Raw genomic sequence first — 26,424 nt, forward strand, 5'->3', positions numbered from 1 at the left:
GCGGGTCCCTCAACTGAAACTTTGATCGATTCCCTCCGTAGAGGGAGGTTCACACTATCTAGGGTCGAGCCTGCCTGCAAACACTAAATATAGTGTTAACAGATCATTTTTTCCAGCCCGACAATTCTCCCTTTCGCCACCCCAAGCCCTACATTCCCAACGCTTCCGCCGACCTCTTGAACAGGCGGAAATGCGGGCAAAACGCACAAAATCCGGGAAAAAAGACCGGCCTCTGAACTCTCCGGTCACGCTCGCAAACAGAAGCGCATGGCCTATAAAAAGCGACTCGTTCTGACCCGTCAAGGATTCGTTTTTGTAGCTTTTGTGACCCCAATATGTTGTGTGTCACATATGTGGATAACGGGGACAGAAAGGCACCTCGAAAAGCCCGGATCTGGAGGTCATTGGGCGCGGTTCGCCAGTGGCCGGAGGGTTGGCCCCGACGAGCGGCTTTTCATTTTAGCTGGCTTGCACTATCTCTTGCGCTTGCGCGGGGGCGTGTCTTGTCAAGCCTAAAAGCATTCGCTACGCCCCGCTCATGACAGTTACCGTTCGTTTCGCCCCATCGCCGACCGGCCGCATCCATATCGGCAATGCGCGCACCGCGCTGTTCAACTGGCTGTTCGCCATGAACAACAAGGGCCGTTTCATCCAGCGCTTCGACGATACCGACGTTGCTCGCTCGACACAGGAATTCGCCGATTCGATTCTCTACGACCTGCATTGGCTTGGTATTTTCCCGGATGCTACCGAGTATCAGTCGCGCCGCGTCGAGATCTACGATGCGGCGGTGGAGCGGCTGAAGGCGGCGCGGGTGCTCTATGCTTGCTACGAGACGCCCGAGGAACTGGATCTTCGCCGCAAGGTGCGCCGCACGCGCGGCCTGCCGCCGGTCTATGGCCGCGAGGCGCTGACGCTGACCCCGGAACAGGTGGCCGAATACGAATCCGACGGGCGCCGGCCGCACTGGCGCTTCCTGCTGCCGAACTTCACCGGCGATCCGCTGCAGCCGGAGCGGACCGAGGTGCGCTGGAACGACCTGGTGCGCGGCGAGGAGACCGTCGACCTCGCCTCGCTGTCCGACCCGGTCCTGGTGCGCGAGGACGGCACCTATCTCTACACGCTGCCGTCGGTGGTCGACGACATCGAGATGGGCGTCACCCACGTTATCCGCGGCGACGATCATGTCACCAATACCGGCGTGCAGATCGCGCTGTTCCAGGCGCTGGGCGCCGAGCCGCCGGTCTTCGGGCACCATAATCTGCTCACAACGGTCTCTGGCGAAGGACTGTCGAAGCGCACCGGCGCGCTGTCCATTCAAAGCCTGCGCGAGGACGGCATCGAGCCGATGGCGGTTGCTTCGCTGGCGGTGCTTGTCGGCACGTCGGAGAATGTCACGGCTGCGCATGACCTCAGCGAGCTTGCCGGGCACTTCGACCCCGCGGCGACGTCCAAGTCTGCAGCCAAGTTCGACCCGGATGAGCTGTTCGTGCTCAACCGGGCGCTGCTGCATCATATGCCGTTCGAGGAGGCGCGCGACCGGCTGATTGTGCTCGGCATTTCCGGCGACAAGGCCGAGCCGTTCTGGCTGGCGGTGCGCGGCAATCTGGACCGCTTGTCGGATGCGGTCGCCTGGTGGCGGATCCTGGGCGACGGCCCGCAGGAGCCGGCGGAGTTCTCCGGCGAGGACCGCGATTTCCTCGACCAGGCGTTCGATCTTCTGCCGGAAGAGCCATGGAACGGCACAGTCTGGAAGGATTGGACCGGCAAGATCAAGCAAGCGACGGGCCGCAAGGGCAAGCCGCTGTTCATGCCGCTGCGACTCGCTCTTACCGGGCGCTCTTCCGGGCCGGAGCTTGCAGATCTATTGCCGCTGATGGGTCGGGAAGGAACGCTGGCCCGACGACCCTGACCTTGCGCTGTTCCGGCGGCAATGCTGAAACCGGCGATACCGGCGTCTCGGTGGTCAGGCGCTTGATAGCCTCGCGATCGAGCTCGCCTTCGGCATTTGCGAGCGTTTCGGGATCGGCGCCCGGATCGGGCTTGGCGGCCGGCATCGGAATGAAGGGCCTCGCCTCGCGGTCGGGCTGCGACGGTTCCGGATTGGGCGGATTGCCGGCGATGATCGAGAAGTTTTCAGCCTGGGCGTTGCAACCGCATTGCGGCGGCCGCGAGAAGTTCGCGCTCTTGTAGAGATAGGCCGTCGGCAACTCGCTGTAGGGGCGGCCGGTCGCCGACGAGGTCATGTTGCCGGCGTCATCGTCCATGGCATGCGTGTAAAAAACCTGCATCTCGGTGCCGGGGCAGCTCGATTCGCAATTCTTCTGGTCGCGCTCGAAATCGCCGTAAGAGGCGGCGTTCGACATCGGGAAGAAATAGCCGTCGCAGGTGCGCACGCAAACCGTGCGGAACTCGCCGTTCATCCTCGGCAGATCCATGCCGTCCGGCTGGTTGATCATGCGGCGGATGTTGCGCGCGCTGGGGTCGTCCGACGGAACATCGGGCGCTCCAGGCATATCGGTGTCGATCTCCTGATCGCTACGGCCGAAAAGCTGCTCGAACAGATTGCCGTTGCCACTGTCGCGCGCGGCCTCCTGAATAGGCGCGCGACGCGGCGCGACCTCGTCGTCGCGGCAGCCATTGGCGTCGAGCGCTGCAAGAATGCGGCTGCGATCGCGCCGCGTGCCGCCGCCGGCCAGCCGCTCGCGCTTGGCCTGCAAGGTATCGAGATTGGCGTTCATACGCTCAATCGAGGCATTGATCGCCGCGCATTGGCTGACATTGCGCGAAAACAGCGTGAAGCCGCAATTAGCATCGCCGGCGCGGCTGCGCGCCTTCGCCAGTTGGTCGCGCTGGCGCGCGATCGCGTCGTCATATTTGCGGATCAGGCCCGGCCCGCCGCCACCGCCGCGAGTGGCGGCGAGCTCGGCTTCGAGCTGGCGGCACGTGCGGGAGGCTGCTTGCGGCTCGGTCACGGCTACGGCTGACCCCGCCAGCGCTGCAAGCACCGCCGCAAAATGGGTCAGCTTCAACCCCGCGCCTTTCATTCGCCTGAAACCCCGATTGCCTATGGCCGGAAGGCTACCGTGTTCGTGGTTAACTGTTCCCTAGTAAAGGCAAGACCGATGCCAGCAAAAGCAGGACGATTCCAAAAAACGCAACGTTCCAAACGAGCGAGCGGAGTAGGGGAACGCCGAATGCATAGAGCGGAAGATAGACCAGCCTGGCCGAAAAATAGAGTCCGGCTCCCCATTTGCTGAGCGCGGCTTCGTGGCCAACCGCATGGACAAGAAAAACCGCCGCCACGAACACCGGAAATGTCTCGACGAAGCTCCGCAGTGCCCTTTCCAGGCGCCCCTGCCATCCCCGTGAGCGGAGGGACTTCGGCGTCTCGGGCGCTGGCCGTCCAGCGGTAACCTCGCTGAAAGCTCGCCGAATGCGAGGTGAGAACAATGTGAATGAAACAGAGCACGCAACTTGCGGCGAGCATGGCTAGTTCGAAGCTCATTCAACCCTCGCATTTGCCCATTCGTCTATTGCGTTTGAATGTCGAAGCGCAATGGCGTGGCCGCAATCGCCGCCACCAACCTGCAATGAGCGCCATCGGTGCTCGCAGCCAGAGTCATCTTCAACCCAAATGGGCGATCGCCTGCGCCTTGTGCGCCGCCTCGACCACCGCCAGCGCCGTCATGTTGACGACGCCGCGCGAGGTCACCGAAGGCGTCAGGATATGCGCCGGCTTGTCGGTGCCGAGCAGGATCGGCCCGACATGCAACGCGTCCATCATGGCACGCAGCGCCGTCAGCGTTATGTTGGCCGAATCGAGGTTCGGGAACACCAAGAGATTGGCTTCGCCCTTGAGCCGCGAATGCGGGTAGACGCGTTGGCGCAGATGCTCCGACAGCGCGGAGTCGGCATGCATCTCGCCGTCGCACTGCAAGTCCGGGGCGATGCGCGCCAGGATCGACGCCGCCTCGCGCATCTTCAGCGCGCCGGGCGAATCGCGCGAGCCGAAATCCGAATGCGATAGAAGCGCTGCCTTCGGCTCGATGCCGAAGCGCTGGATTTCCTCAGCCGCCAGCACGGTCATCTCGGCGATTTCCTCCGCCGTCGGGTCGACCGAGACGTGGGTGTCTGTCAGGAAGATGATGCCGCGCTGCGAGATCAGCATCGAAAGCGTCGACAGGTCCCGGTCCTTGATGCCGGGGCGGGCTCCGATGATCAGCGTCACATTGCGCAGATGCCGCTCGAAACGGCCCTCGAGGCCGCAGACCATGGCGTCCGCATCGCCGCGCTTCAGCGCAAGCGCGGCGATCACAGTATTGTTGGTGCGCACCATGGTGCGGGCGGCTTCCGTCGTTATACCGCGGCGGCCGGCAAGCTCGATCAGGAGATCGACATAGTGGCGGTAGCGCGGGTCGTCTTCCGGGTTGATCAGGCCGAAATCGACGCCTGGCTTGATGCGCAGGCCGTAGCGCTTCAGCCTCACCTCAACCACATGCGGGCGGCCGATCAGGATCGGCTCGGCGATGCCTTCCTCCAGCACCACCTGTGCCGCCCGCAGCACGCGCTCGTCCTCGCCGTCGGCATAGATGACACGCTTGGCGCTCGAGGCCTTGGCCGAGGAGAACACCGGCTTCATCACCAGCCCGGAGCGGAAGACGAAGCGGTTGAGCTTGTCGATGTAGGCCGAGAAGTCGGCGATGGGCCGGATCGCCACGCCGGTGTCACAGGCTGCCTTCGCCACCGCCGGCGCGATGCGCAGGATGAGGCGCGGGTCGAAGGGCGAGGGGATCAGGAAGTCCGGGCCGAAGACCGGCGTCTCGCCGGAATAGGCGCGCGCGGCGACATCCGAAGGCTCCTCGCGGGCAAGGGCCGCGATCGCCCGCACCGCGGCCATCTTCATCTCCTCGTTGATGGCGCTGGCACCGCAGTCGAGCGCGCCGCGGAAGATGTAAGGAAAGCACAGCACATTGTTGACTTGATTGGGAAAATCGGAGCGCCCGGTGCAGATCATGGCGTCCGGCCGGGCAGCCCTTGCCACTTCGGGCATGATCTCCGGCGTCGGGTTGGCCAGCGCCAGGATCAGCGGTTTCGGCGCCATATGCTGCAGGAGCTCGGGCTTCAGTACGCCGGCGGCGGAGAGGCCGAGGAAGACATCGGCGCCGGGTATGACGTCGGCCAGCGTGCGCGCTTGCGTGTCTTTCACATAAGGGTCTTTCCAGCGGTCCATCTCCTCGACGCGGCCCTTGTAGGCGACGCCGAAACGGTCGGTGACCCAGATGTTTTCCACCTTGGCGCCGAGCGAGACGAGGAGATTGAGGCAGGCGAGCGCCGCGGCACCCGCGCCGGAGGTGACGATCTTGATGTCGGCAATCGTCTTGCCTGCGAATTCGAGCCCGTTGAGCACCGCCGCGGCAACGATGATCGCGGTGCCATGCTGGTCGTCATGGAAGACCGGAATGCCCATGCGGGCCTTCAGCCGCTCCTCGACCTCAAAGCATTCCGGCGCCTTGATGTCCTCGAGATTGATGCCGCCGAAGGTCGGCTCGAGCGCCGCCACCGTTTCGACCATACGATCGATCTCGGGCGCGTCGATCTCGATGTCGAAGACGTCGATGCCGGCGAACTTCTTGAACAGCACCGCCTTGCCTTCCATCACCGGCTTAGAGGCGAGCGGGCCGATATTGCCCAGCCCAAGCACGGCTGAGCCGTTGGAGACGACGCCGACCAGATTGGCGCGCGCGGTATAGTCGGCGGCGGTCGCGGGATCGTCGCGGATCTCGAGGCAGGGTGCTGCGACACCCGGCGAATAGGCGAGCGCGAGATCCCGCTGGTTGCCGAGCGGCTTGGTCGCCTGGATCTCGAGCTTTCCCGGGGTGGGGTGCTTGTGGAAGAAGAGCGCGGCCTCGTCGAGGTCCGACCGGGCCGTTTTCCTGCTCTCGCCGTCCATCGCGGCCCCTCCTTGCGCTTGCTGCTTTCGAGCCTTTTAGCATGCGGCGACGATTCTTCGCGACGTCAAATCGCGCTGTCGGCGTTCACATTGCCGAAGCTGAAATAGCCAAGTTATTTCAGCCGTTTGGAGCGAGACTCTCCGGCCTGGGCGGCCGCCGCGGGATCGATCCGGTCAAAACGCGCTGACATAGAGGCCGCCATCCACCGGAATGTTCTGTCCAGTGAGATAGCCGGCATGGATCGAGCACAGGAAGGCGCAGATCTGGCCGAATTCCTCCGGCGTGCCGAGACGCTTTGCCGGCACATCGGCGCTGATGCGGGCCTTGCGCGCGGCGGCCGCTGCGGGGTCTTCCTGCGTGCCGGCCTCATGCGGGCCGCGCAGCCGGTCGGTGTCCAGCTTGCCGGGCAACAGGCTGTTGATGGTGACGTTGCGGTCGATCACCGTGCGCGCCACGCCGGCGAGGAACGAGGTCAGGCCGGCGCGGGCGCCGGACGAAAGGTCGAGGCCGGGGATCGGGACATAGACCGACAGCGAGGTGATGTTGACGATGCGGCCGAAGCCTCGCTTGGCCATGCCGTCGATCACCGCCTGGATTAGCTCGATGGGCGTCACCATGTTCTGGGTCACGCCTTCGAGGATCTTTGCGCGGTCGAGTTCGCGGAAATCGCGAAGCGGCGGGCCGCCATTGTTGTTGACCAGGATGTCCGGGTTGGGGCAGGCGGCAAGCAACGCCTTCTGCACCTCCGGCTTGGAGACGTCACCGGCGATCTCGATCACCTCGACACCGAATTTTTCGCGGATTTCCTGCGCGGTCTTCGCCAACAGCTCGGCGTTGCGGCCATTGACGACGAGGTCGACGCCGGCCTCAGCCAGCGCGATCGCGCAGCCGCGCCCCAATCCCTTGCTCGAGGCGCAGACGATGGCTTTCTTGCCGCGAATGCCGAGATCCATGGTGATTTCTCCTTTTTCGAGGGCGGCAAGCTAGCGCCTGGGCTGGACCAACCGCAACCGTCATACGGTTGTTGCATGAATCGAGGCATAGGCACGCGAAAGAAAGGTGGAAATCGCGATGTCCGGTCCAGAGCCCCGCACTTTTCGCACCATGTTTGTTTCCGACGTGCATCTCGGCTCGAAAGCGGCCAAGGCCGATTTCCTGATCGATTTCCTGCGCCATCACGACGCCGACACCATTTATCTGGTCGGCGACATCGTCGACGGCTGGCGCCTGCGGCGCAACTGGCACTGGCCGCAGAGCCACAACGACGTGGTGCAGAAATTGCTGCGCAAGGCGCGCAAGGGTGCCTCGATCACATATATTGCCGGCAACCACGACGAGTTCGCGCGCCAGTTCCAGGGCGTGCATTTCGGCGGAATCGTCGTTGCCGATCGCGCCATCCACGAAACCGCCGACGGCAGGCGTCTGCTGGTCATCCATGGCGACCAGTTCGACACCGTCGTGCACAACCAGCGCTGGCTCGCCTATCTCGGCGACTACGCCTATGACACGGCGATGCTGGTCAATCGGGCCGTGACCAAGCTGCGCCATCTGCTCGGGTTGCCTTACTGGTCGTTCTCGTCCTGGGCGAAGGTCAAGGTCAAGAAGGCGGTGAACTTCATCGGCTCGTTCCAGACGGTGCTCTCTGAAGAGGCGCGGCGCTCGCATGTCGACGGCGTCATATGCGGCCACATCCACCACGCCGCGATCGAAAACTACGGCGATGTGCAGTACATCAACACCGGCGACTGGGTGGAAAGCTGCACGGCGGTGGTCGAGCATTTCGACGGCCGCATGGAAATCCTGACCTGGGCGCATGTGCTGCCCGAGGTTGCGTCCGGCAAGGGTGCGCTGGTGCCCGTCGATATCGTCGATCTCAAGGGCAGGGCGGTCAAGGCTGCCTGAGCGCTCTCCCGCCTTCTCGGCTCCGAGAGTGCTTGTCCTTCAACAGCTTTAGCCTGATCGATTGATCCAGGCAGTTCCGCCGCGCCTTACCTCATGTTAGGGATCGTGACGCGTTGCGGGTCGTGGAATGCAGCGTAATTGGATCGATTCATGTCGCTGCCGCCGCTATCGCCTGAACAACTCGTCAAGCCCGCCCATTTCGAACTGCGCATGAGCCTGATCTTCGCGACATTGTTCGTGTCGCAGGGCACGCATCTGCCTTATTTTCCGCTCTGGCTGCAGGCGAAAGGCTTCCACGCCGAGCAGATCGCCGTCATCCTGGCGGCGCCGATGTTCCTGCGCGTTGTGACGACGCCGATACTCACCGCGCTGGCCGATCGGGCAAAGGATCGCGCCAACGTCTATATCGCGCTTGTCGCGGCCACGATTATCATTTCGGCCGGCTATTTCCTGCCGGCGTCCTATGCGGGCGTGCTGGCCGTATCGCTGCTGCTCTCGATCGCCTGGACGCCGCATTCGCCGATGGCCGATTCGCTGGCCTTGTCGGGCGTGCGCCGCTTCGGCTCGAACTACACCGCCATGCGCAAATGGGGTTCGATCTCCTATTTCTGCACCAATGTGGCAGGCGGCTTCATCCTCGCAGCCACGGGTCCGCAAGCCGTTCCGGTGATCATCTTCGTGGCTCTTGCCGCAGCCCTTGTCGCAGGGTTGTGGGCGCCTCGCATGGGACGGCCGCGCAAGGCGTCGCCGCTGTCGGCGACCGACATCCAGCATTCGGCGCCGAGCCTCTTCAACGCCTATTTCCTCTATTTCACCCTTGGCGTCGGCATCATCACCGCCAGCCATGCCTTCCTCTACGGCTTCGTGTCGATCTACTGGAAGTCGATCGGCATCAGTGATTCCGTCGTTGGGCTGCTGTGGGCCTGGGGGGTGGTGTCGGAAGTCTGCATGTTTTTGTTCTTCAACCGCATTTTCGCCTCGGTTTCCGTTGCCAAGGTGATGGTGATCGCCGGCATCGGCTCGGTCGTGCGCTGGATCGCCTTTCCGCTGATCTGGCCGCTCGGCCTGGGCATCGCCGGCTTCTTCGGCGTCCAGACCCTGCATGCGGTGTCGGTGGCGATGGTGCTGATCGGCCTGCAGAAGATGATCGGCGAAACGGTTTCCGAAGAGCGCACGGGCGCCGCGCAAGGCATTGCCTATTTCTTCAACGGTTTCTTCATGGCCGCGGTGACGCTCGCCTCCGGCCCGCTCTACGACCGTCTCGGCGTCGATGGGTTCCTGGCTATGATCCCGATCGCGATTGTCGGCCTGGCGTTGATCGGGCTTGCCGCACGCTCAGCCCCACAGCATCCGGTCAGGGGGTGACACCAGCGATCCCTGGTAGATGAGACCGGGATCGCGATCGCGCGCCAAGAGCAGCGGCCCGTCGAGGTCGACGAAATCGGCATCTTGGGCAAGCAGCACTGCCGGCGCCATGGCGAGCGACGTGCCGACCATGCAGCCGACCATGATGCCGAAACCCAGCTCGCGGGCACGATCGCGAAGGCTCAGCGCTTCGGTCAGTCCGCCCGACTTGTCGAGCTTGATGTTGACGGCGTCATAGAGGCCGACGAGCGCTTCGAGATTCCTCGCCTCGTGCACGCTTTCGTCGGCGCAGATCGGCACGGGATGCGCGATTTCGCGCAAGATGCCGTCACGGCCGGCCGGCAGCGGCTGCTCGATGAGCGCTATGCGGTGCTCCGCCGCGAATGCGAGATTCTCGACGATGTTGGTGTCCGTCCAACCCTCATTGGCGTCGAGGATGATGCGGCTTTGCGGAGCCGCTTCCGTCACGGCGCGAATCCTCGCCATGTCGTCGTCGCCGCCGACCTTGACCTTGAGCAGTGGCCGCGAGGCATTGGCACGCGCTTGCGCGGCCATCGCCTCAGGTTCGGCGAGCGACAGCGTGTAGGCGGTTTCCAGCGCCTTCGGCGAAGCAGCGCCGATCGTGTCCGTCACCGGCCTGCCGCTCAGCTTGGCCTCAAGGTCCCACAGGGCACAGTCGATGGCGTTGCGGGCCGCGCCGGCCGGCATCGCGGCCAGCAGGGCGGCGCGATCGATGCCGCCGGCGATCTGGTCGCGCATGGCCTCGATTGCGGCGTGCACGCCCTCCATGGTCTCGCCGTAGCGCTTGTAAGGAACGCATTCGCCGCGGCCGGTGTGCCCATGCTCACCGATCGTCACCGTGATGACCTCGGCCTCGGTTTTCGATCCGCGCGATATGGTGAAGGTGCCCGCGATCGGGAATCGCTCCGCCTCGACCGAAATGACACGCGCCATATTTTTCTTCTCCGGCTGTGCGACACCGGTCTGCCGGCAAATCGACACGCCAGCGCCGTCACGCTAAACAGGACGCCATGTTGACCATCCGCAAACGCGACGCAAGCCGCACGCCCGCCGGTGAAGCCAATCACCAGCCGCGCATTGCCGTCGGCGAGGAAGGCGGTGTGCTGGGCTGCGCCTTTTCCGGTGTCTGGACGACGCGGACGGTCGCCTCGGTCGACGGCGAGATGCGCAAGATCGAAAAGCGCGACAGCGCCAAGACGTTGATGCTCGACCTTTCCCAGATCGAGAAGATGGACACGGCCGGCGCCTGGGTGATCGATCGGCTGGCCAGCGCCTTCGAGAAGAAAGGCGTCGAGGTCCATGTGCAGGGGCAGAGCGAGATCGCCTCAATCCTGCTCGGCGCCGTCGGCGACGCGGTGCGGCGCGAGCCCGAATCGGGGCCGGCCGGCCCGCCCAACATCATCCTGCGCGCGCTGGAGCTGGTCGGCCGCCGCGTCTACGAGATGCGCGACGACTTCCTCGCCTCGATGAACATCCTCGGCGCCACCATCCGCGGCGCGCAGATGAAGCTTGGCCGCGGCCATGCCGTCAACCCGGCCGCGATCTTCAATCAGATCGACCGCATGGGCGTCGGCGCCATTCCCGTGGTGGTGCTGATGTCGGCCATCGTCGGCGCCATCGTTGCCCAGCAGGGCGCCTATCAGCTCAGCTACTTCGGCGCAGACATCTTCGTCGTCGACCTCGTCGGCGTGCTGATCCTGCGCGAGCTCGGTGTGCTGATGACGGCAATCATGATCGCAGGCCGTTCGGGGAGCGCCATCACCGCCGAGATCGGCTCGATGAAGATGCGCGAGGAGGTCGACGCGCTGAAGGTGATCGGGCTCAACCCGATCGGCGTGCTGGTATTTCCAAGGCTCGTCGCGCTGGTGATCGCGCTGCCATGCTTGACGATCATCGCCAATTTTGCCGCTCTGGGCGGCGGCATCATCGCCGCATGGCTCTATTCCGACATTCCGCCGGCCGCGTTCATCGACAGGTTGCGTGTCGCCATCGACCTCAGCACCATCTTCGCCGGACTGATCAAGGCACCGTTCATGGCCATGATCATCGGCACCATCGCGTCGGTCGAGGGCATGAAGGTCGGCGGCAGCGCCGAATCGCTCGGCCGGCATGTGACCGCCTCGGTGGTGAAATCGATCTTCGTCGTCATCATCCTCGACGGGCTTTTCGCCATGTTCTACGCAGCGATCGAGTTCTGAGATGGCAATCGCAAGCGGCAACGGGGTCAAGACGGCGCAGAGCGCGGGTGAGAACGAGATCGTGCTCTCGGTGCGGGACGTCACCGTCGCCATCGAGGACAAGCTGATCCTCGACAAGCTTTCCCTCGACATCAAGCGTGGCGAGATCCTGGGCTTCGTCGGCGCCTCCGGCGCCGGCAAGTCCGTCCTGTTGCGCACCATCCTCGGGCTGATGCCGAAGCAATCGGGAACCATCAAGCTGTTCGGCCTCGACGTCGACAAGGCAAGCGAGGTCGAGCGCCTGCGTGTCGACATGCGGCTTGGCGTCCTGTTCCAGCACGGCGCGCTGTTCTCGGCGCTGACGGTGCAGGAGAACGTGCAGGTGCCGATGCGCGAATATCTCGACCTGCCGAAGAAGCTGATGGACGAGCTCGCCATGCTGAAGGTCGAGCTGGTCGGGCTGCCGCCGGACGCGGCGCAGAAATTCCCCTCCGAGCTGTCGGGCGGCATGATCAAGCGCGCGGCGTTGGCGCGCGCGCTGGCGCTCGATCCGGACATCGTCTTCCTCGACGAACCGACCTCGGGCCTCGATCCGATCAGCGCGGCCGAATTCGACGAATTGGTCGTCAAGCTGCGCGATACGATGGATTTGACGGTCTACATGGTCACGCATGACCTCGACACGCTGTTCACCGCCTGCGACCACGTGGCAGTTCTTGGCAAGAAGAGGGTGCTGGTCGAAGGCACGATCGACGACATGCTGAAGAGCGAGGAGCCGTGGGTCAAATCCTATTTCCGCGGAAAACGTGCCCGGCAGCTTGATCTTGCGGCGCGCGCATAGCCATAAGTGAGGCAATGGAAACCAGAGCCAACTACGTAATTGTCGGCATCTTCACACTGGCCGCGATCCTCGCGGCCTTCGCCTTCGTCTATTGGACGGCCGCAATCGGCGAGCGTGGCGAGACGACTCTCCTGCGCGTGCGCATCCCGGGCTCGGCTTCGGGCCTCGGCCGCGGCAGCTTCGTGCTCTTCAACGGCGTCAAGGTGGGCGACGTCAAACGGGTCTATATCGACGTCGACAACCCGACCGTCGCCATCGCCGACACCGAGATCGACCGCATGACGCCGATCACCAAGTCGACGCAGGCCGATATCGGGCTTGCCGGCCTTACCGGCCAGGCCAATATCGAGCTGAAGGGCGCCGATCCCAAGGAAGTGAAGCTGCTCGACCAGGCCGAGAAGGAGGGCAGGGTTCCGGAGATCGTCGCCAACCCGTCGGCCGTGACGAACCTTCTGCAGACGGCGCAGAACATCTTCACCCGGGCCGACAAGGTGCTCTCCGAACTCGAGGGCTTCACCAAGGACGTTCGCGGTCCGCTGACGCAGACCGTCAAGAACGTCGAGACCTTCTCCAACGCGCTGGCCAAGAATTCAGACGGCATCGACAAGTTCCTGTCCGCCGTGAGCTCGCTTTCGGAGCAATTGCAGAGTGTGTCGGGCCGACTCGACAGCACTCTGAAGGCGGCCGAGGGCCTGCTCAACTCGGTCGACAAGGACCAGATCAAGAGCATCGTCGCCAACGTCGACACGGTGACCGCCAACCTCAAGGAAACCAGCAAGCAGTTCGATACGACCATCGAAAACGTCAACACGGCGGTCGGCTCGATCAACGATTTCGCCAAGCAGACGCAAGGGACGCTCGCCAAGGTCAACGGCGTGCTCGACGGCATCGATCCCGCGGATGTTCGCTCCGCGCTGGCCAATATCCAGAAGGCGAGCGACAACGCCAACAAGGCGGCCGCCGACATCGCCAAGGTCACCGACAAGATCGCCAACCGCTCCGACGACATCAATGAGACCATCAAGGACGCCCGCCAGCTCGCGCAGCGCCTAAACGACGCCTCGGAGCGCGTCGACGGCATCCTTGCCAAGGTCGACCAGCTTCTCGGATCCGGCGAGGCCAATGGCGTGATGGCCGACGCCAGGGCGACGCTGAGATCCTTCAAGCAGGTTGCCGACACGCTGAACTCCCGCCTCGGCACTATCGTCGACAATCTGTCGCGCTTCTCCGGCTCGGGGCTGCAGAATGTGGAAGCGCTGGTGCAGGATAGCCGGCGCTCGATCAACCGCATCGAGGAAGCGGTGAGCGATCTCAGCCGCAACCCGCAGCGCATCCTGACGGGCGGCGAAGGAGAGGTCCGTCAGTTCGACGGCAGGGCGCGGCGTTGACTTCGGCTGCCGTGGACGCCAAGAAGATGGGGTGCAGCTGTAAGTTGATCGTCAGATCCGGGGACAACGGGGATCGCGCGTGAAGTCGGTGAGAGGGTTGAAGTCGGTCGCTGCCGCGGCGCTCGTGTTGACGCTTGCTGGTTGCGCGGCACTGGGAGGCAAGCCGGCGCCGCTCGACACGTTTGAGCTTTCCGCTCCGCCGGTCGGCATGCGCGGCCACAGCCGCCGTCAGATCCTGATCGCCCAGCCCTCGGCGCTGAAGGCGCTGGACAGCCAGAACATCGTCATCAGGCCGTCCGACCAGTCGATCCAGTTCCTCAAGGGTGCGCAATGGGCGGACCGCCTTCCGCTGATCGTGCAGGCGAGGCTCGCCGAGACCTTCCAGCGCTCCGGCAGCTTCGCCGGCGTCGGCAAGCCGGGCGAGGGGCTGGCGATCGACTACCAGGTCATCGTCGAGGTCCGCTCCTTCGAAGTCCGGGTCGACGGCGGCGAACATGCCGATGTCGACCTGTTCGTGCGCATCCTCAACGACCGCAACGGCGAGGTGCGCGCCTCGAAGAGCTTCACGGCGAGCGCACCGGTGTCGGGCAGCGGCAACGCCGCCTATGTCGGCGCGCTCGACAGTGCGTTTGGGCAGGCGGCGAAGGATATCGTGCGCTGGACGGATTCGGTGATCTGAAGGCCAGCAAAGCCGCCGCTGTACTTGGAGGCAATGATGGCCGTCAGTTTTGTTCAAAGGACATTTTCGGTCGATGGAGCGGAGGTGACCTGCCGGTTCTTTTTGCCCGAACCCGAGCAGGGCGGACATTTCCAGTGCCGGTATGAAATAGCATGGCCGGAAGGCTCACGTTTTCGAAAAGCTTACGCGGTCGACGAGGTGCAGGCGCTATTGCTCGCAATGCAAATGGCCCATGCTGAACTTTTGTCAGAACGCGAAAATAACGGACGCCAAGTACTATGGCTCGATCAGCGAAGCCTCGGATTGCCTATAGCCAATTCAATTCGTGATTTGGATCCTGGCAGCAGTTTCTGAACATGAGCCATATGAAAAAAGCGGGCTTTCGGCCCGCCTTTTTCATATCCTCGATAGGCCCGGCTTACTGCAGGCGGCCGCTGGCGTGGGCTAGCATGGTGTAGACCTTGCCGGTATCCGACGTCAGATAGGTCTGCGCCATGATGTTGTCGCGGTCGTTGCGCGAGACATCCTTGAGCAGCTTCTCGAAATCGTCGCAGTAGCGGTCGACGGCGGCGCGGAACTCGGCCTCGGTCTGATACTTGCGGCGGATCTCGTCGAAGGTCTGCTGGCCTTTCAGCGTGTAGAGGCGGCGCGTGAACACGTCGCGCTCGCCGCGGCGATAGCGGTTCCACAGCTCGATCGAGGCGTCGTGGTCGATGGCGCGCGCGATGTCGACGGACAACGAGTTGAGCGATTCCATAACATGCAGCGGCGAGCGCTGGGCGGGGGCCGCGCGCGGCGCTTCCGCCGGCGCCGCCGGCTTCAGCTCTTCCTCGCGCGAAGCGTTGGTCAGAAGATCACGCACCCACCCCCCCTGCGCCGTGCGGCCGTTCGGATCGCGGCGTGGCGCCTCTGCGGGACGCTCGAGATCGAGCGCGCCGCGCAGGGTCGTCTCGCCGAGCGGCGCCTGCGGGGTCTGGCGCTCCGGCTGAGGCTGCGGCGGCGCCGCCGGGCGGCGCAGCGGCTGCTCGGCGGGGCGGGCAGGCGCCTGCGGCGCGGGACGCAGGCTGCGGGGCTCGCCGGCCTCGCTGCTGCCGCTGCGGCCGGATTTCGCAACGATATCCGACAATTCCTTGAGCGCGTTGATCTGCTCGGAGACGGCGCGGCGGATAGCCGAGGTCGACTCCTTGGCTTCTTCCGGCATCTCGATGACGCCCTTCTTGAGTTCGGCGCGGGTGAGGTCGAGCTCGCTCTTGATGGAGCCCGCGGTGCGCCGCATCTCCTCGGTGGCATCGGCGAAGCGACGCGTCGCCGAATCGACGACATCGGCGATGGCCGTACGGATCTTCTCCGCCGATTCCATCGTCCGGCCCTCGGCGTTCTGCATCGTCTGACCGACAAGGCTCTCGAAGGAGCGCATGACCTTTTCGAGGTCTTCCGACTTCTTGACCAGGCCGACGGCGAGGTCTTCCAGCGAGGACTGCCGCTCCAGCGTGTGCTCGAGATTGCTCTGCGCGGAGCTCAGCAGGTCCGAGGCGCTCGACAGCAGACGGCTGTGCTCGTCGAACTTGGTCGCGATCGAGGCGACCTCGCGCAACGTCGCCGACGACAGATCGGTGAGCCGCGTCGTGTTGGAATCGACGAGACGCGCCGAGCTGGCAAAGGTCTGGGCTGCCTTTTCCGTGGTGGTGGCAAAGCTCTGCGTGCTGCCGGTGAGGCGTTCCTCTACATGGCCGAGATTGACGGCCGCCTGGTCGATCAGCTGGCCGAGCTGGGCGCTGGAGGTGGTCATGCGGCCGATGAGGTCGGCAACGCTGTCGGCCAGCGTCGAGCGCGCGCCCTCGACCGCCGAAAGCGTCTCGGCGGTGCGGCTGGCAAGCGCGTTGACGAGATTTGCGTTTTCGCTGCGCAGCTTCTCGGCCGCCCGTTCGGTGACTTCTTCCATGCTCCTCTGAAGTTCCGAGCCGCCCTGGGCGAAGCGCTCGACCAGGGGGCGCGCCGTCTCGTCGAGGATCCTCGACATTTCGGCGGAGCGCGCCGCGAGCATGGTGTTGAGCTCGCGGGTGTTGGCGCCGATGGTCTTTGCCGCCTCGTTGGTGCTCTGGCCGATATGCTGGCCGACCGCCGTGAAGGTTTCGGCGATGACGTTGGCGCGCGAGATGAGCTGCGCTTCGGCGCCGGAGACCTGCTCGTTGAGCTTCTGGCCCATCGTTTCGGCGGTGTAGGCGAGGCGGTTCTCGACGCTCGCCACTTGCTCCTCGACGCGGGCCGCCGCAGCAGCGGCGCTCGAGGCCAGCCGCTCGTCGGCACCGGCCAGCGCCTGCTCGATCTCGCGGGCGTGGACGGCAAGTTCCTGACCGGTCTGCCGGGCACGATCGGCGACGCGCTGCTCGGTGGTGGCGAACGCGCCGACAATGGTGTCGGCATGCTCGCCGATGGTCGAAGTGCTGCTGGCGATGCGCGACACCAGGCGGTTGTCCGCGTCGTCGAAGATGCGGGCAATTTCGGACGCCCGCGACGACAATGCTTCCGAACCCTCGGCAATGCGCGAGATCAGATGCTGGTCGGCGGCATCGAAGATGCGGCCGAGATCGGAGGCGCGTGCGGCCAGCGCTTCGGCCGATTCGGTGATGCGCATGCCCAGCCGCTCGTCGGCGCCCTCGAAGTTGCGCAGGATGTCGCCGGCGCGCGCGGCAAGCGACTGCGCCGTTTCGACTGCCCGAGCGACCAGCTTCTGGTCCGCGGCGTCGAAAGTGCCGGCGATCTCGCCAGCGCGCGCGGCCAGCTTGTCGGCGGTTTCCTCGGCGCGGGCCATGAGCGCGTTGGACGCATCGTCGGCGCGGGCCATCAGCATGCTGGAGGTGTCCTGGGCGCGCTCGTGCAGGCGGCGGTCGGCCTGCTCGAAGGCGTTGGCAATGTCTTCGGCCCTGGCGAGCAGCGCGGCCGAGGTCTGCTCGGCGCGTTCGGCGATCTTGCGGTCGGCGTCGCTGAAGGCGGCTCCGGCCTGCTCGTGCAGCGCGCTGGTGACTTCCATCACCTTGTCGCGCAGCGCGCCGGCAACGAAGACGGCGGTCTTTTCGAGAACGCCGCGGACATTGTCGACGCCGGTCGAGAGCGCACGCTCCATGGTGCTGGCGCGCTCTTCGATGATGCCGGTCTGGCGGCTGAAGGCCTGCTCTATCTTCTCGACATCGGCCGAGATCGCCGCCGAGATGTCGCCGCTTTTGGCGGCGATCTGGTCGATGTGGCCGGACACCGAACGGTCGACGTCCTTGCGCGCTTCGGCGAGCTTGGCGAGATCCTCCTCGAGGGCGCGAGCTAGCGTGTTGCGGCCTTCGGACAGTTTGCCGACATGGCCGGCAATGACCTCGTCGATTTCGGAGCGGCTTTCGGCCAACTTCTGCAGGTCGGCTTCAAGAGCGCGCTTGAGGATATCGCGACCCTCGGCGAGCTTCTCGACCTGGCCGGAGACCAGCCCATCGAGACCGGCGCGGCTCTCGGCCAGTTTGGCAAGGTCGGCTTCCAGGGCACGCTTGAGGATGTCGCGGCCTTCGGCGAGCTTCTCGACCTGGCCGGCGACCAGGCCGTCGATGCTGGAGCGGCTTTCGGCCAGCTTGGCGAGGTCGTCCTCCAGGGCCTTGGACAGCATCGCGCGGTCTTGCGAGAGACTGTCGGCGTGGGTCTGCATGAGGCCGCTGGCATTGGCCATGTCGGCATCGAGGGCGCGTGACAGCTCGGCGCGGTGGTCGGTGATCTTCTGCGAATGATCGACGATGGCGCCCTGGATGGTGTTGAGGTCCGCTTCCAAGGCCCGCTTGAGGATATCGCGGCCTTCGGCGAGCTTCTCGACCTGGCCGGCGACCAGGCCGTCGATCGAGGAGCGGCTCTCGGCGAGCTTCGCCAGATCGTCTTCGAGCGACTTCGACAGCACCGAACGATCCTGCACAAGCCGGTTCTGGTGATCGGATATCGCGCTGCCGACAGTCTGCAGGTCGGCCTCCAGGGCCTTCGACAGTTGAGCGCGCTCTTCCACCAACTTGTCGGAGTGTCCCGCAATGGCGCCCTTGATCGTGTTGAGGTCTGCTTCGAGCGCGCGCTTGAGGATGTCGCGGCCTTCGGCGAGCTTCTCGACCTGGCCGGCGACCAGGCCGTCGATCGACGCGCGGCTCTCGGCGAGCTTGGCAAGGTCGGCCTCCAGCGTCTGCGACAGCAGGCTGCGGTCGTCCGCGAGCTTGCCGGCGTGACTGTCGATCAGGTCGCGGATGCCGCCGAGGTCGCTCTCCAGGGCGCGGCTGAGCTCGCCCCGATCCTCGGCGAGCTTGGTCGAATGGGTCTCGATCAGGCTCCTGATGCCGACGATGTCGGTCTCGAGCGCCTTGGCAAGCACCGCACGCCCTTCGGCGATCTTCTCGACCTGGCCGGCGACGAGGCCGTCGATCGAGGCGCGGCTGTCCGCCAGCTTGCCGAGATCGGCTTCCAGCGCACGCGCCAGAATGTTGCGGCCCTCGGCCAGCTTGCCAACATGGCCAGCGACCATTTCATCAATCATCGTGCGGGCTTGCACGAGTTTGCCCGAGTCTTCGTTCAATGCCTGGGAGAGGCGGTTGCGACCCTCTTCGAGCTGCTCGAGATGGCTGCCCAGCGAAGCGTCGATGGCGGCGCGCGATTCGTTGACCTTGCGCAGGTCCTCTTCCAGGGCGCGCGAGATCAGATTGCGGCCTTCCGCCAGCTTCTGCACCTGGTCGGTGACCGCGGCATCGATTGCCGCGCGGCCCTCGGCAAATTTCGCCAGATCCTCCTGCATGGCGGCAGCCATGCGGTCGCGGCTCTCGGAAAGCTTGAGGCTGTGGTTCTCGACCGCCTCCTCGATGCCGACGCGGGCATCGGCCAGCCGTTGGATGTCGGCGTCGAAGGAACGCGACACGACGTGGCGGGCGGCCTCCATGCGTCCGGCGAAATCGGTGGCGCGGGCTTCGAGCATGGACGAGGTCGACGAGATGATGTCGGCCATATCCGCGCCGATCTGTGTCTTGCCCTGGTCGATCATCGCCGACAGCGTATCCTTGCTCTCGGCAAAGGTGTTGGCGATCTCGCGCGCACGTTCGACCAGAGTCTCGTTGATCTGGCGGGCACGCGCCTCGAGCGCGGCGTTGAGCTTCTGCGTGCCGGTATCGAGCGCCTCGGCACGGGTCTGGAACTCGCTGATCAACGCTTGGCCGCGCTCGGCCAGCGTCCGCTCGATGCCGTTGAGGCTCGCTTCGAATTCGGAGTTTAGCGTGCGCGCCGCTCCGCCGAGCAGCGAGACCATGCCGCTGGTGCGGTCGTCGAGCAGGTCTGTCAGCGAGCGGGTGAGGCCGTCGGTGGTGTCGGTCAGCTTGGCGATGCGGGTGTCGAGCAGGCTGGCGAAGGCTTCGCCGGAGGTCGACAGGCGGTCGGTGATCGAATCGAGCCGGGTTTCGACCGAATCGAAGATCGACGTCGAGCTTTCGTTGATGCGATCGATCAGCGTGTCGCCGGAATTGTTGATCGTCATCGACAGCTTGGTCGAGGCATTGAGGATCGAGTCGCGAATGATGTCGCTGGCGGCGCCGATCTCGTCCCGCAGCGTCTCATGGGCGCCATGGATCGAAGCGCGCACGCGTTCGGCATGGGTGACAACCGCCTCGCGCTCGCTGCCGAGGCCGTCGACCAGCGAGCGGATGCGGGCCTCGTTCTCGGAATAGGAGCGCTCGATCTGGCTGACTTCGCTGTGGACGAGCGTTTCGAGCTCGACGGCGCGCGCCAGCGTGCGCTCGATGCCTTCGCCCATGGCCGCTACCTCGCGGCGAACGGCCTGGCCGATCATCATGACGCGGTCCTGGGCCAGGTTTTCCGGCTCGGCGAGGCGGAAGGCCACTTCGGTCATCGATTGCGCGGCAATGCGCATTTCTTGCGCGCGCCGGATCATCGCGGCGAATGCCCAGAACAGAATGACCGGGATGATCACCGCAACCGCCAGGCCGATCAGCTCGGGGCGGGCGAAGAACTGGTCGAAGGTGCGGATCTTCCAGATGCTCGGACCGAACAGAAGGTTGGCGAGGCCGCCGGCGCCTGCGATCCAGGCAATCGAAACGAACGCTACGACCCAGTAGACGGTGCTCGACGCACGCCGGTTGAGGCTTTGCAAAAGCGTCCGGTAATCCTTCTGGCGATCGTCATTGGCGGGCGTGAAACCGGCCGGCTGCGAACCGCGCGATTCGGCCGGGCGCAGCTCCGCCGGCTTTGACTGAGGCGTTGCCTTGGCGGCCTGAGGCTCATTTGCCGGCTCGATTCTCTGGCTGCGGCCTTCACGCGCCAATTCGTCCGCGGCCGCCGAAATCTGGGCCTCGAGATCTTCCATCGACGCCGCCATGTCGAGCCCGCCGTCGTCGCCGTTGAGGTCGAGGTCAAGCGCCTTTTCCAGTTCCGCGGCTACGTCGCTCTCGAGAGATTTGGTCGTCGTCGGTTTCTTAGCCATGCCTTCGCTACCCTGTACTAGCTGCCGCGGGACTTATGATTTTGGCCTGATTCTGGCTTGTCTGGTCCCAGACAGGAGGCTGAAAATGGACGTTCGTATCGTAATGACACACTGGGGTAAAGAAAACATGCATTCCGGGCGATACGTAAAACTTTAAATATAAGGTTAACGGAGGCGTGATTTGGGCTGCCTCCGTGACAACATTTTTCCCTGGCAACCGTTAACCCGATGGCGACGGGGATCGCCTATTTTTTTGGCGGCTGACCGCCTTTTGTAGGAGTTGCAGTGCGTATGCGTGGCGAAAGTGGAGTTGCGTTTTCCATGCCCGGCGGCGACGTGTCGGGGACGGCAGGTTCGCGACCTGTGGATTTGGCCCATCTTGCGCGGCAGACGATGGACGATCGCGCGCTCGAGCAGGAAGTGCTGGCGATGTTCGTGCAGCAGGCGCTTTCGGTGCGCGACAAGATCCTCGAAGCCGATGCCAAGGAGCGGGTGCTCCTGGCGCACAGCCTGAAGGGCTCGGCGTGCGGCATAGGGGCCTTTGCCGTCGCCGAATGCGCGGCAGTCATCGAAAAGCAGCCCGAGGACGCCCGCACCCTGAAAAAGCTTGGGGTGCTGATCGAGGAAGTGCGGGACTTCATCGCCGCCATCAGCCGCTGAAACCTCGTGCTTGAGAAGATTCGAGCGACGCGCTTCCAGCCCGCCGCCGCGCCTCGGCGCCGGCGAACAGCCACCTTCTGAAAAACGCCATTTGGTGGCGTTTTCCCGCCGCAGTTGACTTGTGCGGTGGAGTGATTATCTCCGCTGCGACTCCCTCAGGTGACCAATGACCAAGCTGACTTACATCGCCCATGACGGGACCCAATTCGACGTGGAAGCCGAAAACGGCTCGACCGTCATGGAAAACGCGATCCGCAACGCGGTGCCCGGCATCGAGGCGGAATGCGGCGGCGCATGCGCCTGCGCGACCTGCCATGTCTATGTCGACGAGGCTTGGACGGCCGAAGTCGGCGAGCCGGAGGCGATGGAGGAGGATATGCTGGATTTCGCCTACGAGGTCCGGCCGAACTCGCGCCTGTCCTGCCAAATCAAGGTGCGCGACGCGCTCGACGGGCTCGTCGTCCGGGTGCCCGAACGCCAGGGCTGAACCAACTCTGCATTTTCCAATTTTGCCGGTGGCTGCTTGGCAGCAGGCCAATGCTCATGCAGTGTCGCGCCAGTTTGGCACAAGGCGCATCGTATGACCGATACAATCAAGACTGACGCACTTATTGTCGGGGCCGGGCCGGTCGGCCTGTTCGCCGTATTCGAGCTCGGGCTCTTCGATATGAAGTGCCATCTCATCGACATCCTCGACCGTCCCGGCGGGCAATGCGCCGAGCTCTATCCGGAAAAGCCGATCTACGACATTCCCGGCTGGCCATTGATCACTGCCCAGGGCCTGGTCGACAAGCTGCTTGAGCAGATCCACCCCTTTAGGCCCGACTTCACCTTCAACCGTATGGTCTCCAGCCTCGAAAAGCTCGAGGATGGCAGCTTTCGCATCACCACCGACGAAGGCGAGATATTCGAGGCCAAGGTGGTGGTGATCGCCGCTGGCGGCGGTTCGTTCCAGCCCAAGCGCCCGCCCATCCCGGGCATCGAGGCCTATGAAGGCAAGAGCGTCTTCTATTCGGTCCGGCGCATGGAGGAATTTCGCGGCCATGATCTGGTCATCGTCGGCGGCGGCGATTCGGCGCTCGATTGGACGCTCAACCTGCAGCCGATCGCCAAAAGCGTGACGCTCGTCCACCGGCGCCCGGAGTTCCGGGCCGCACCCGACAGCGTCAACAAGATGTATGCCATGCAGGAGATGAAAGAGCTGGAATTCCTGGTCGGTCAGGTGAGCGGCCTCGCCGGGGCCGACGGCCAGTTGTCATCCGCGACCATCAAGGGCGGTCCGGACGGCGATGTCGAGGTGCCTTGCACCCGCATGCTGCCGTTCTTCGGCCTCACCATGAAGCTCGGGCCGATCGCCGAATGGGGGCTGAACCTGCACGAGAACCTGATCCCGGTCGACACCCAGAAGTTCCAGACGTCGGTTCCCGGCATCTTCGCCGTCGGCGACATCAACTGGTATCCGGGCAAGCTGAAGCTGATCCTGTCAGGCTTCCACGAGGTCGCCCTGATGGCGCAGGCGGCCAAACGCATCGTCAGCCCCGGCGAGCGCATCGTCTTCCAGTACACGACCTCGTCGACCAGCCTGCAGAAGAAGCTCGGCGTCCACGATTGATGCCGTCATTCGGCGAGCACGGGCGCGGCCTGCTCGTCCTTGCCGCGCAGCGGCTTTTCCGGCATCAGCGCCAGCGCGATCAATGCCAGGACGAGCGTGATGCCGGCGGTGAGGAAGATCATCACGAACGGCATCGCAGATGTCAGCTCGATATGCGTCTGCGAGCCCTCGGCTGAGAGCGGCAGGCCGTAGCCGAGCGCGACGGCCCCGAGCAGGGCAACGCCAAGCGCGCCGCCCAGCGAACGCAGGAACGTCAGGACGCCGGTGGCGACGCCGAGATGGGCGCGATCGACCGCGTTCTGGACCGAGACGGTGCTGACCGGGAAGGTCGTGCCGCTGCCCAGGCCGATGAGGGTCGTCAGGATTTCGACTTCGAGCAGCGAGGCTTGTCCCGCGATGGCGCTGAGCACGCCGATGCAGACGATCGCCAAGATGACGCCGACCATGGCGATGCGCTTGTAATGAACGAAGCGCGGAATCATGCGGCCGCTGAATGTGGCGCCGGCGACGGTGCCGAGCAGGAGACCGAGCATGGCGGTGCCGGATTCGCTGACCGAGAGCCCGACGACCGACTGCAGATAGACCGGCAGGTAGACCGAGGCGCCGATGTTTGCCGCCTGCAGCAGGAACATCGACAGCGTGCCGGCGAGCACGATCGGATTGCCCAGCACTTCGAGTGAGATCAGCGGCTCGCTGGCCCTCATTAGCCGCAGCGCGAACAGCGCCCAGAACACGGCCGAGCAGGCCACCAGCCCGAGGATTTCCGATGAGAACCACGGATAGGTGCTGCCGCCCCAGTTGAGCGCCAGGAGCAGCAGCGCCGTGGCGATCACCAGAAGCACCGCGCCCAGCCCGTCGATGCGGTGGTGCTTGGCCGCGATCGGCAGCTTCTTCAGCGGATTGTTGATGATCGCCATCGCCAGGAAGCCGATCGGCAGGTTGATCCAGAAGATCAGCGACCAGTGCAGGTGCTCTGCGAAGATACCGCCAAGCAGCGGACCCGCGACGCTGGCGACCGCCCAGGTGCCGGCTATCCAGGCGGCGTAGCGTGCCCGCTCGCGCGGCGGCACGAGATCGCCAATGACGGTTTGCGTCAGCGCGAACAAGCCGCCGCCACCCGCGCCCTGGATCGCCCGGCCGATGACCAGCACCAGCATGTTGGGGGCCAGAGCGCTGACCAGCGATCCCAGGAGAAAGATCAAAATAGCGGCGTAGATGACCGGCCGACGGCCATAGACGTCGGAAATCTTGCCGTAGAGCGGCGCCATCGCGGTGGCCGTCAGCAGATAGCCGGTGACGATCCAGGGCAGGTATTCGGCATGGCCGAGCGCGCGCGCGATGGTCGGCAGAGCAGGGGCGACGATGGTCTGGTCAAGCGCCGCCAAAAGCATCGACAAGAGAACGCCGCCGATGATGGCGTTCTTCTCGCTCTCGGTGATCGAAGGCGAGGCGGTTGTCGCCATCGTCGTGCGATTGTCGACGGTCTGGTCCATGCGTCGTTCTTTCAAAACAAAGGCTGGCTTTCAAAAAAGGCTGGCTTTCAAAACAGTGGCTGGCTCTCAAAGGCTGGCGCGCAGTCCGCACGAAGCTGCCGATGCGGGGCGACTTCCGCCTGTCGTTGGTGGTCTCGTGTTTCCAAAGCCCGCCGGACGGCGAACCCGATACATGTCGTTCGATATAGGCCGTTTTCGACCGCCGCTCGAAAGTTTTTCGAATCTGGCACTACGTTTCCGTGGAAGTGGCCTTCGCAGCCAGCACCCCACTCCACGGTCAAGCCGGCGGCAACTGGCCGCTTTGGATGCGCTGCATCCGGTAGCGCAGGAGCCGGATGATCCGGCTTTCGAAGTTGACGCTTTCGACGCGGTCGAACTGCACCTGGGCGCGATCGTGCTTGGCGAGGACGGCGGCCGAGATTTCGGCGGCCTTCGCCTTCGCCGCTTCGCAGGTTTTTTGCGGATAAGTCGCCTTCAGCGCGTCCTCGAGTTCGCGCGCGTGATTCTTGGCGATCTCGACGTGGCGCTCCTCATGGCGCTTGATGTCGGCCGACAGCGTGTCCCAGAACAGCCTGACGTCCGGACCGGCCTTGCGCGACCGCCGCCATTCCGGGAGGATCACCTTGACCTTCACGGTTACCTGCGCGTTCGCGATACGGCAGGAATTCGCCGTCTGCGCGTAGCTGGCGCGGGTGGTGAAGGCCATCTGCGTTGCGCCCGGATGTCTGGAGCCGGTGCTCTTCACCTCCGGGCCGTTTTTCGTCAGCTGGTTTTCGATATCGCCCAACGTGCGGCCGCCAACGCTGAAATAGCTGTATGTCTTGACCAGACTGGCCGCGCCGGCCGGCATGGCGGCGAGCGAAAGCATCAGGGCGCAGAGCAGGGAGCGGTTCATCATGTTGCCTCTTCTCGCACCTTGCTTTACGGCCGTTGCCGGCGCAACGGAATTGATTTCGCGCGGATCACAGATGGTTGATGGACAATGACGACAAGGCGATGGCAGCTCGCGCATGGACGCCATCTCGACCTCGGCCCGAAGGCGGTCGTCGTCGGCATCCTCAACGTCACGCCGGATAGTTTTTCCGACGGTGGATTGTTCATCGCGCCGGAGAAAGCGATAGCCCAGGCGCGCCGCATGACCGAAGAGGGGGCGGCCGTCATCGATGTCGGCGGGGAATCGACGCGGCCGGGTTTTGCCCCGATCACCGCAGAGGAAGAACAGGCGCGGGTGCTGCCGGTGATTGAGGCGCTCGCGGCATCGGGCGCGGCGCTGATTTCGGTCGACACCTATCGCGAGGATACCGCGCGGCGTGCCGTTGCTGCCGGCGCGCATATCGTCAACGATGTCTGGGGCCTGCAGCGCGAACCCGGCATCGCGCGCGTCGCGGCCGAGACCGGCGCGGGGCTGATCATCATGCACACCGGACGCGAACGGCAGAAGCTGCCGGACGCGATCGAGGACCAGTTCCGGTTCCTGCGCAAGTCGTTGGAGATCGCGCGCGAAAGCGGCGTCGCCGACGGACAGATCGTGCTCGACGCCGGCTTCGGCTTCGCCAAGGAAACGACGGAGGAAAACCTCGACCTGATGGCACGGTTCTCCGAGCTTCAGGCGCTTGGCTTTCCGCTGATGGCGGGGACGTCGCGAAAGCGCTTCATCGGCGCCGTCACTGGGCGCGAGCCTGCCGAGCGAGCGGCCGGCACCGCGGCCGCCAGCGTCATCCTGCGGCTCAAAGGAGCCGATCTTTTTCGCGTGCACGATGTCGCAATCAACGTGGATGCGCTGGCGGTGGCCGATGCTATGCTGGCGCGCGAAACCGACCTTCCGCCCGGACGCTGAGC

20 protein-coding genes are annotated in these 26,424 nt (G+C 64.4%); 12 read left to right on the forward strand and 8 right to left on the reverse strand.

From position 1 onward, the window contains the following. Positions 1–538: 538 nt before the first annotated feature. On the forward strand, positions 539–1,912 hold the full coding sequence (gene gltX, locus EH240_RS10120; RefSeq protein WP_124997702.1) for a glutamate--tRNA ligase: 1,374 nt from the start codon (positions 539–541) through the stop codon (positions 1,910–1,912). Here gltX and EH240_RS10125 read toward each other — a convergent pair. From EH240_RS10125 to EH240_RS10140, 4 genes are all read right to left on the reverse strand, one after another. Then, entirely contained in the window at positions 1,830–3,047 is a 1,218-nt protein-coding gene (locus EH240_RS10125) for a DUF2865 domain-containing protein (RefSeq protein WP_124997705.1), read from the reverse strand. The two genes, gltX and EH240_RS10125, sit on opposite strands and share 83 nt — an antisense overlap. A gap of 49 nt (positions 3,048–3,096) precedes the next feature. Further along, positions 3,097–3,453 (reverse strand): MAPEG family protein, encoded by a 357-nt coding sequence (locus EH240_RS40020; RefSeq protein ID WP_206075245.1) that lies wholly within the window; start codon positions 3,451–3,453, stop codon positions 3,097–3,099. Between the two features lie 175 nt (positions 3,454–3,628). Further along, positions 3,629–5,953 carry an NADP-dependent malic enzyme gene (locus tag EH240_RS10135; protein WP_124997707.1) on the reverse strand — a complete coding sequence of 775 codons (2,325 nt, stop codon included), beginning with the start codon at positions 5,951–5,953 and terminating at the stop codon, positions 3,629–3,631. 174 nt (positions 5,954–6,127) lie between these two features. Then, a complete protein-coding gene (locus EH240_RS10140) occupies positions 6,128–6,907 on the reverse strand; it encodes an SDR family oxidoreductase (protein ID WP_124997709.1) in 780 nt (259 codons plus the stop codon). 118 nt (positions 6,908–7,025) lie between these two features. Here EH240_RS10140 and EH240_RS10145 point away from each other — a divergent pair, with 118 nt between their 5' ends. Both EH240_RS10145 and EH240_RS10150 read left to right on the forward strand, forming a co-directional pair. Beyond that, complete coding sequence (locus EH240_RS10145) at positions 7,026–7,856, forward strand: UDP-2,3-diacylglucosamine diphosphatase (RefSeq protein WP_124997711.1); 831 nt, start codon at positions 7,026–7,028, stop codon at positions 7,854–7,856. A 150-nt stretch (positions 7,857–8,006) separates the two neighbouring features. Continuing rightward, positions 8,007–9,221, forward strand: coding sequence for an MFS transporter (locus EH240_RS10150; protein WP_124997712.1), 1,215 nt, complete (start codon positions 8,007–8,009; stop codon positions 9,219–9,221). Here EH240_RS10150 and dgcA read toward each other — a convergent pair. Beyond that, a complete protein-coding gene (dgcA, locus tag EH240_RS10155; RefSeq protein WP_124997714.1) occupies positions 9,192–10,175 on the reverse strand; it encodes an N-acetyl-D-Glu racemase DgcA in 984 nt (327 codons plus the stop codon). The genes EH240_RS10150 and dgcA overlap by 30 nt on opposite strands. Positions 10,176–10,252: 77 nt before the next feature. Here dgcA and EH240_RS10160 point away from each other — a divergent pair, with 77 nt between their 5' ends. From EH240_RS10160 to EH240_RS10180, 5 genes are all read left to right on the forward strand, one after another. Then, positions 10,253–11,440, forward strand: a complete 1,188-nt coding sequence (locus EH240_RS10160; RefSeq protein WP_124997717.1) for an ABC transporter permease — start codon at positions 10,253–10,255, stop codon at positions 11,438–11,440. A 1-nt stretch (position 11,441) separates the two neighbouring features. Beyond that, positions 11,442–12,260: an ABC transporter ATP-binding protein gene (locus EH240_RS10165; RefSeq protein ID WP_124997719.1), complete on the forward strand. Its 819-nt coding sequence runs from the start codon at positions 11,442–11,444 to the stop codon at positions 12,258–12,260. 14 nt (positions 12,261–12,274) lie between these two features. After that, entirely contained in the window at positions 12,275–13,648 is a 1,374-nt protein-coding gene (locus EH240_RS10170) for an MlaD family protein (protein WP_124997721.1), read from the forward strand. 88 nt (positions 13,649–13,736) lie between these two features. Next, positions 13,737–14,327: an ABC-type transport auxiliary lipoprotein family protein gene (locus EH240_RS10175; protein ID WP_124997853.1), complete on the forward strand. Its 591-nt coding sequence runs from the start codon at positions 13,737–13,739 to the stop codon at positions 14,325–14,327. Between the two features lie 36 nt (positions 14,328–14,363). Continuing rightward, on the forward strand, positions 14,364–14,681 hold the full coding sequence (locus tag EH240_RS10180; RefSeq protein WP_124997722.1) for a DUF6968 family protein: 318 nt from the start codon (positions 14,364–14,366) through the stop codon (positions 14,679–14,681). A gap of 64 nt (positions 14,682–14,745) precedes the next feature. On the opposite strand, the gene EH240_RS10185 is transcribed toward EH240_RS10180, so the two are convergent. Continuing rightward, complete coding sequence (locus tag EH240_RS10185) at positions 14,746–20,820, reverse strand: apolipoprotein A-IV repeat region-like domain-containing protein (RefSeq protein WP_124997724.1); 6,075 nt, start codon at positions 20,818–20,820, stop codon at positions 14,746–14,748. Positions 20,821–21,111: 291 nt separating this feature from the next. On the opposite strand from EH240_RS10185, the gene EH240_RS10190 reads away from it, so the two are divergent. The 3 genes from EH240_RS10190 to EH240_RS10200 all read left to right on the forward strand — a co-directional run bounded on the left by EH240_RS10190 (position 21,112) and on the right by EH240_RS10200 (position 23,092). Beyond that, positions 21,112–21,480: an Hpt domain-containing protein gene (locus EH240_RS10190; protein ID WP_124997726.1), complete on the forward strand. Its 369-nt coding sequence runs from the start codon at positions 21,112–21,114 to the stop codon at positions 21,478–21,480. A 166-nt stretch (positions 21,481–21,646) separates the two neighbouring features. Continuing rightward, positions 21,647–21,967, forward strand: coding sequence for a 2Fe-2S iron-sulfur cluster-binding protein (locus EH240_RS10195; protein WP_124997728.1), 321 nt, complete (start codon positions 21,647–21,649; stop codon positions 21,965–21,967). Positions 21,968–22,060: 93 nt separating this feature from the next. Next, the gene (locus tag EH240_RS10200; protein WP_124997730.1) at positions 22,061–23,092 is read left to right on the forward strand and encodes an NAD(P)/FAD-dependent oxidoreductase; all 1,032 of its coding nucleotides are present in this window, start codon (positions 22,061–22,063) and stop codon (positions 23,090–23,092) included. A gap of 5 nt (positions 23,093–23,097) precedes the next feature. Here EH240_RS10200 and EH240_RS10205 read toward each other — a convergent pair whose 3' ends face one another. Together EH240_RS10205 and EH240_RS10210 are read right to left on the reverse strand one after the other, a co-directional pair. Next, positions 23,098–24,585, reverse strand: a complete 1,488-nt coding sequence (locus tag EH240_RS10205) for an MDR family MFS transporter (protein WP_124997732.1) — start codon at positions 24,583–24,585, stop codon at positions 23,098–23,100. 277 nt (positions 24,586–24,862) lie between these two features. Beyond that, complete coding sequence (locus EH240_RS10210; protein WP_124997734.1) at positions 24,863–25,483, reverse strand: DUF922 domain-containing Zn-dependent protease; 621 nt, start codon at positions 25,481–25,483, stop codon at positions 24,863–24,865. A gap of 84 nt (positions 25,484–25,567) precedes the next feature. Here EH240_RS10210 and folP point away from each other — a divergent pair, with 84 nt between their 5' ends. After that, on the forward strand, positions 25,568–26,422 hold the full coding sequence (folP, locus tag EH240_RS10215) for a dihydropteroate synthase (protein ID WP_124997736.1): 855 nt from the start codon (positions 25,568–25,570) through the stop codon (positions 26,420–26,422). Positions 26,423–26,424: the final 2 nt, after the last annotated feature.

The organism is Mesorhizobium tamadayense (assembly GCF_003863365.1).
In the GTDB taxonomy this organism is placed as follows: Bacteria; Pseudomonadota; Alphaproteobacteria; order Rhizobiales; family Rhizobiaceae; genus Mesorhizobium; species Mesorhizobium tamadayense.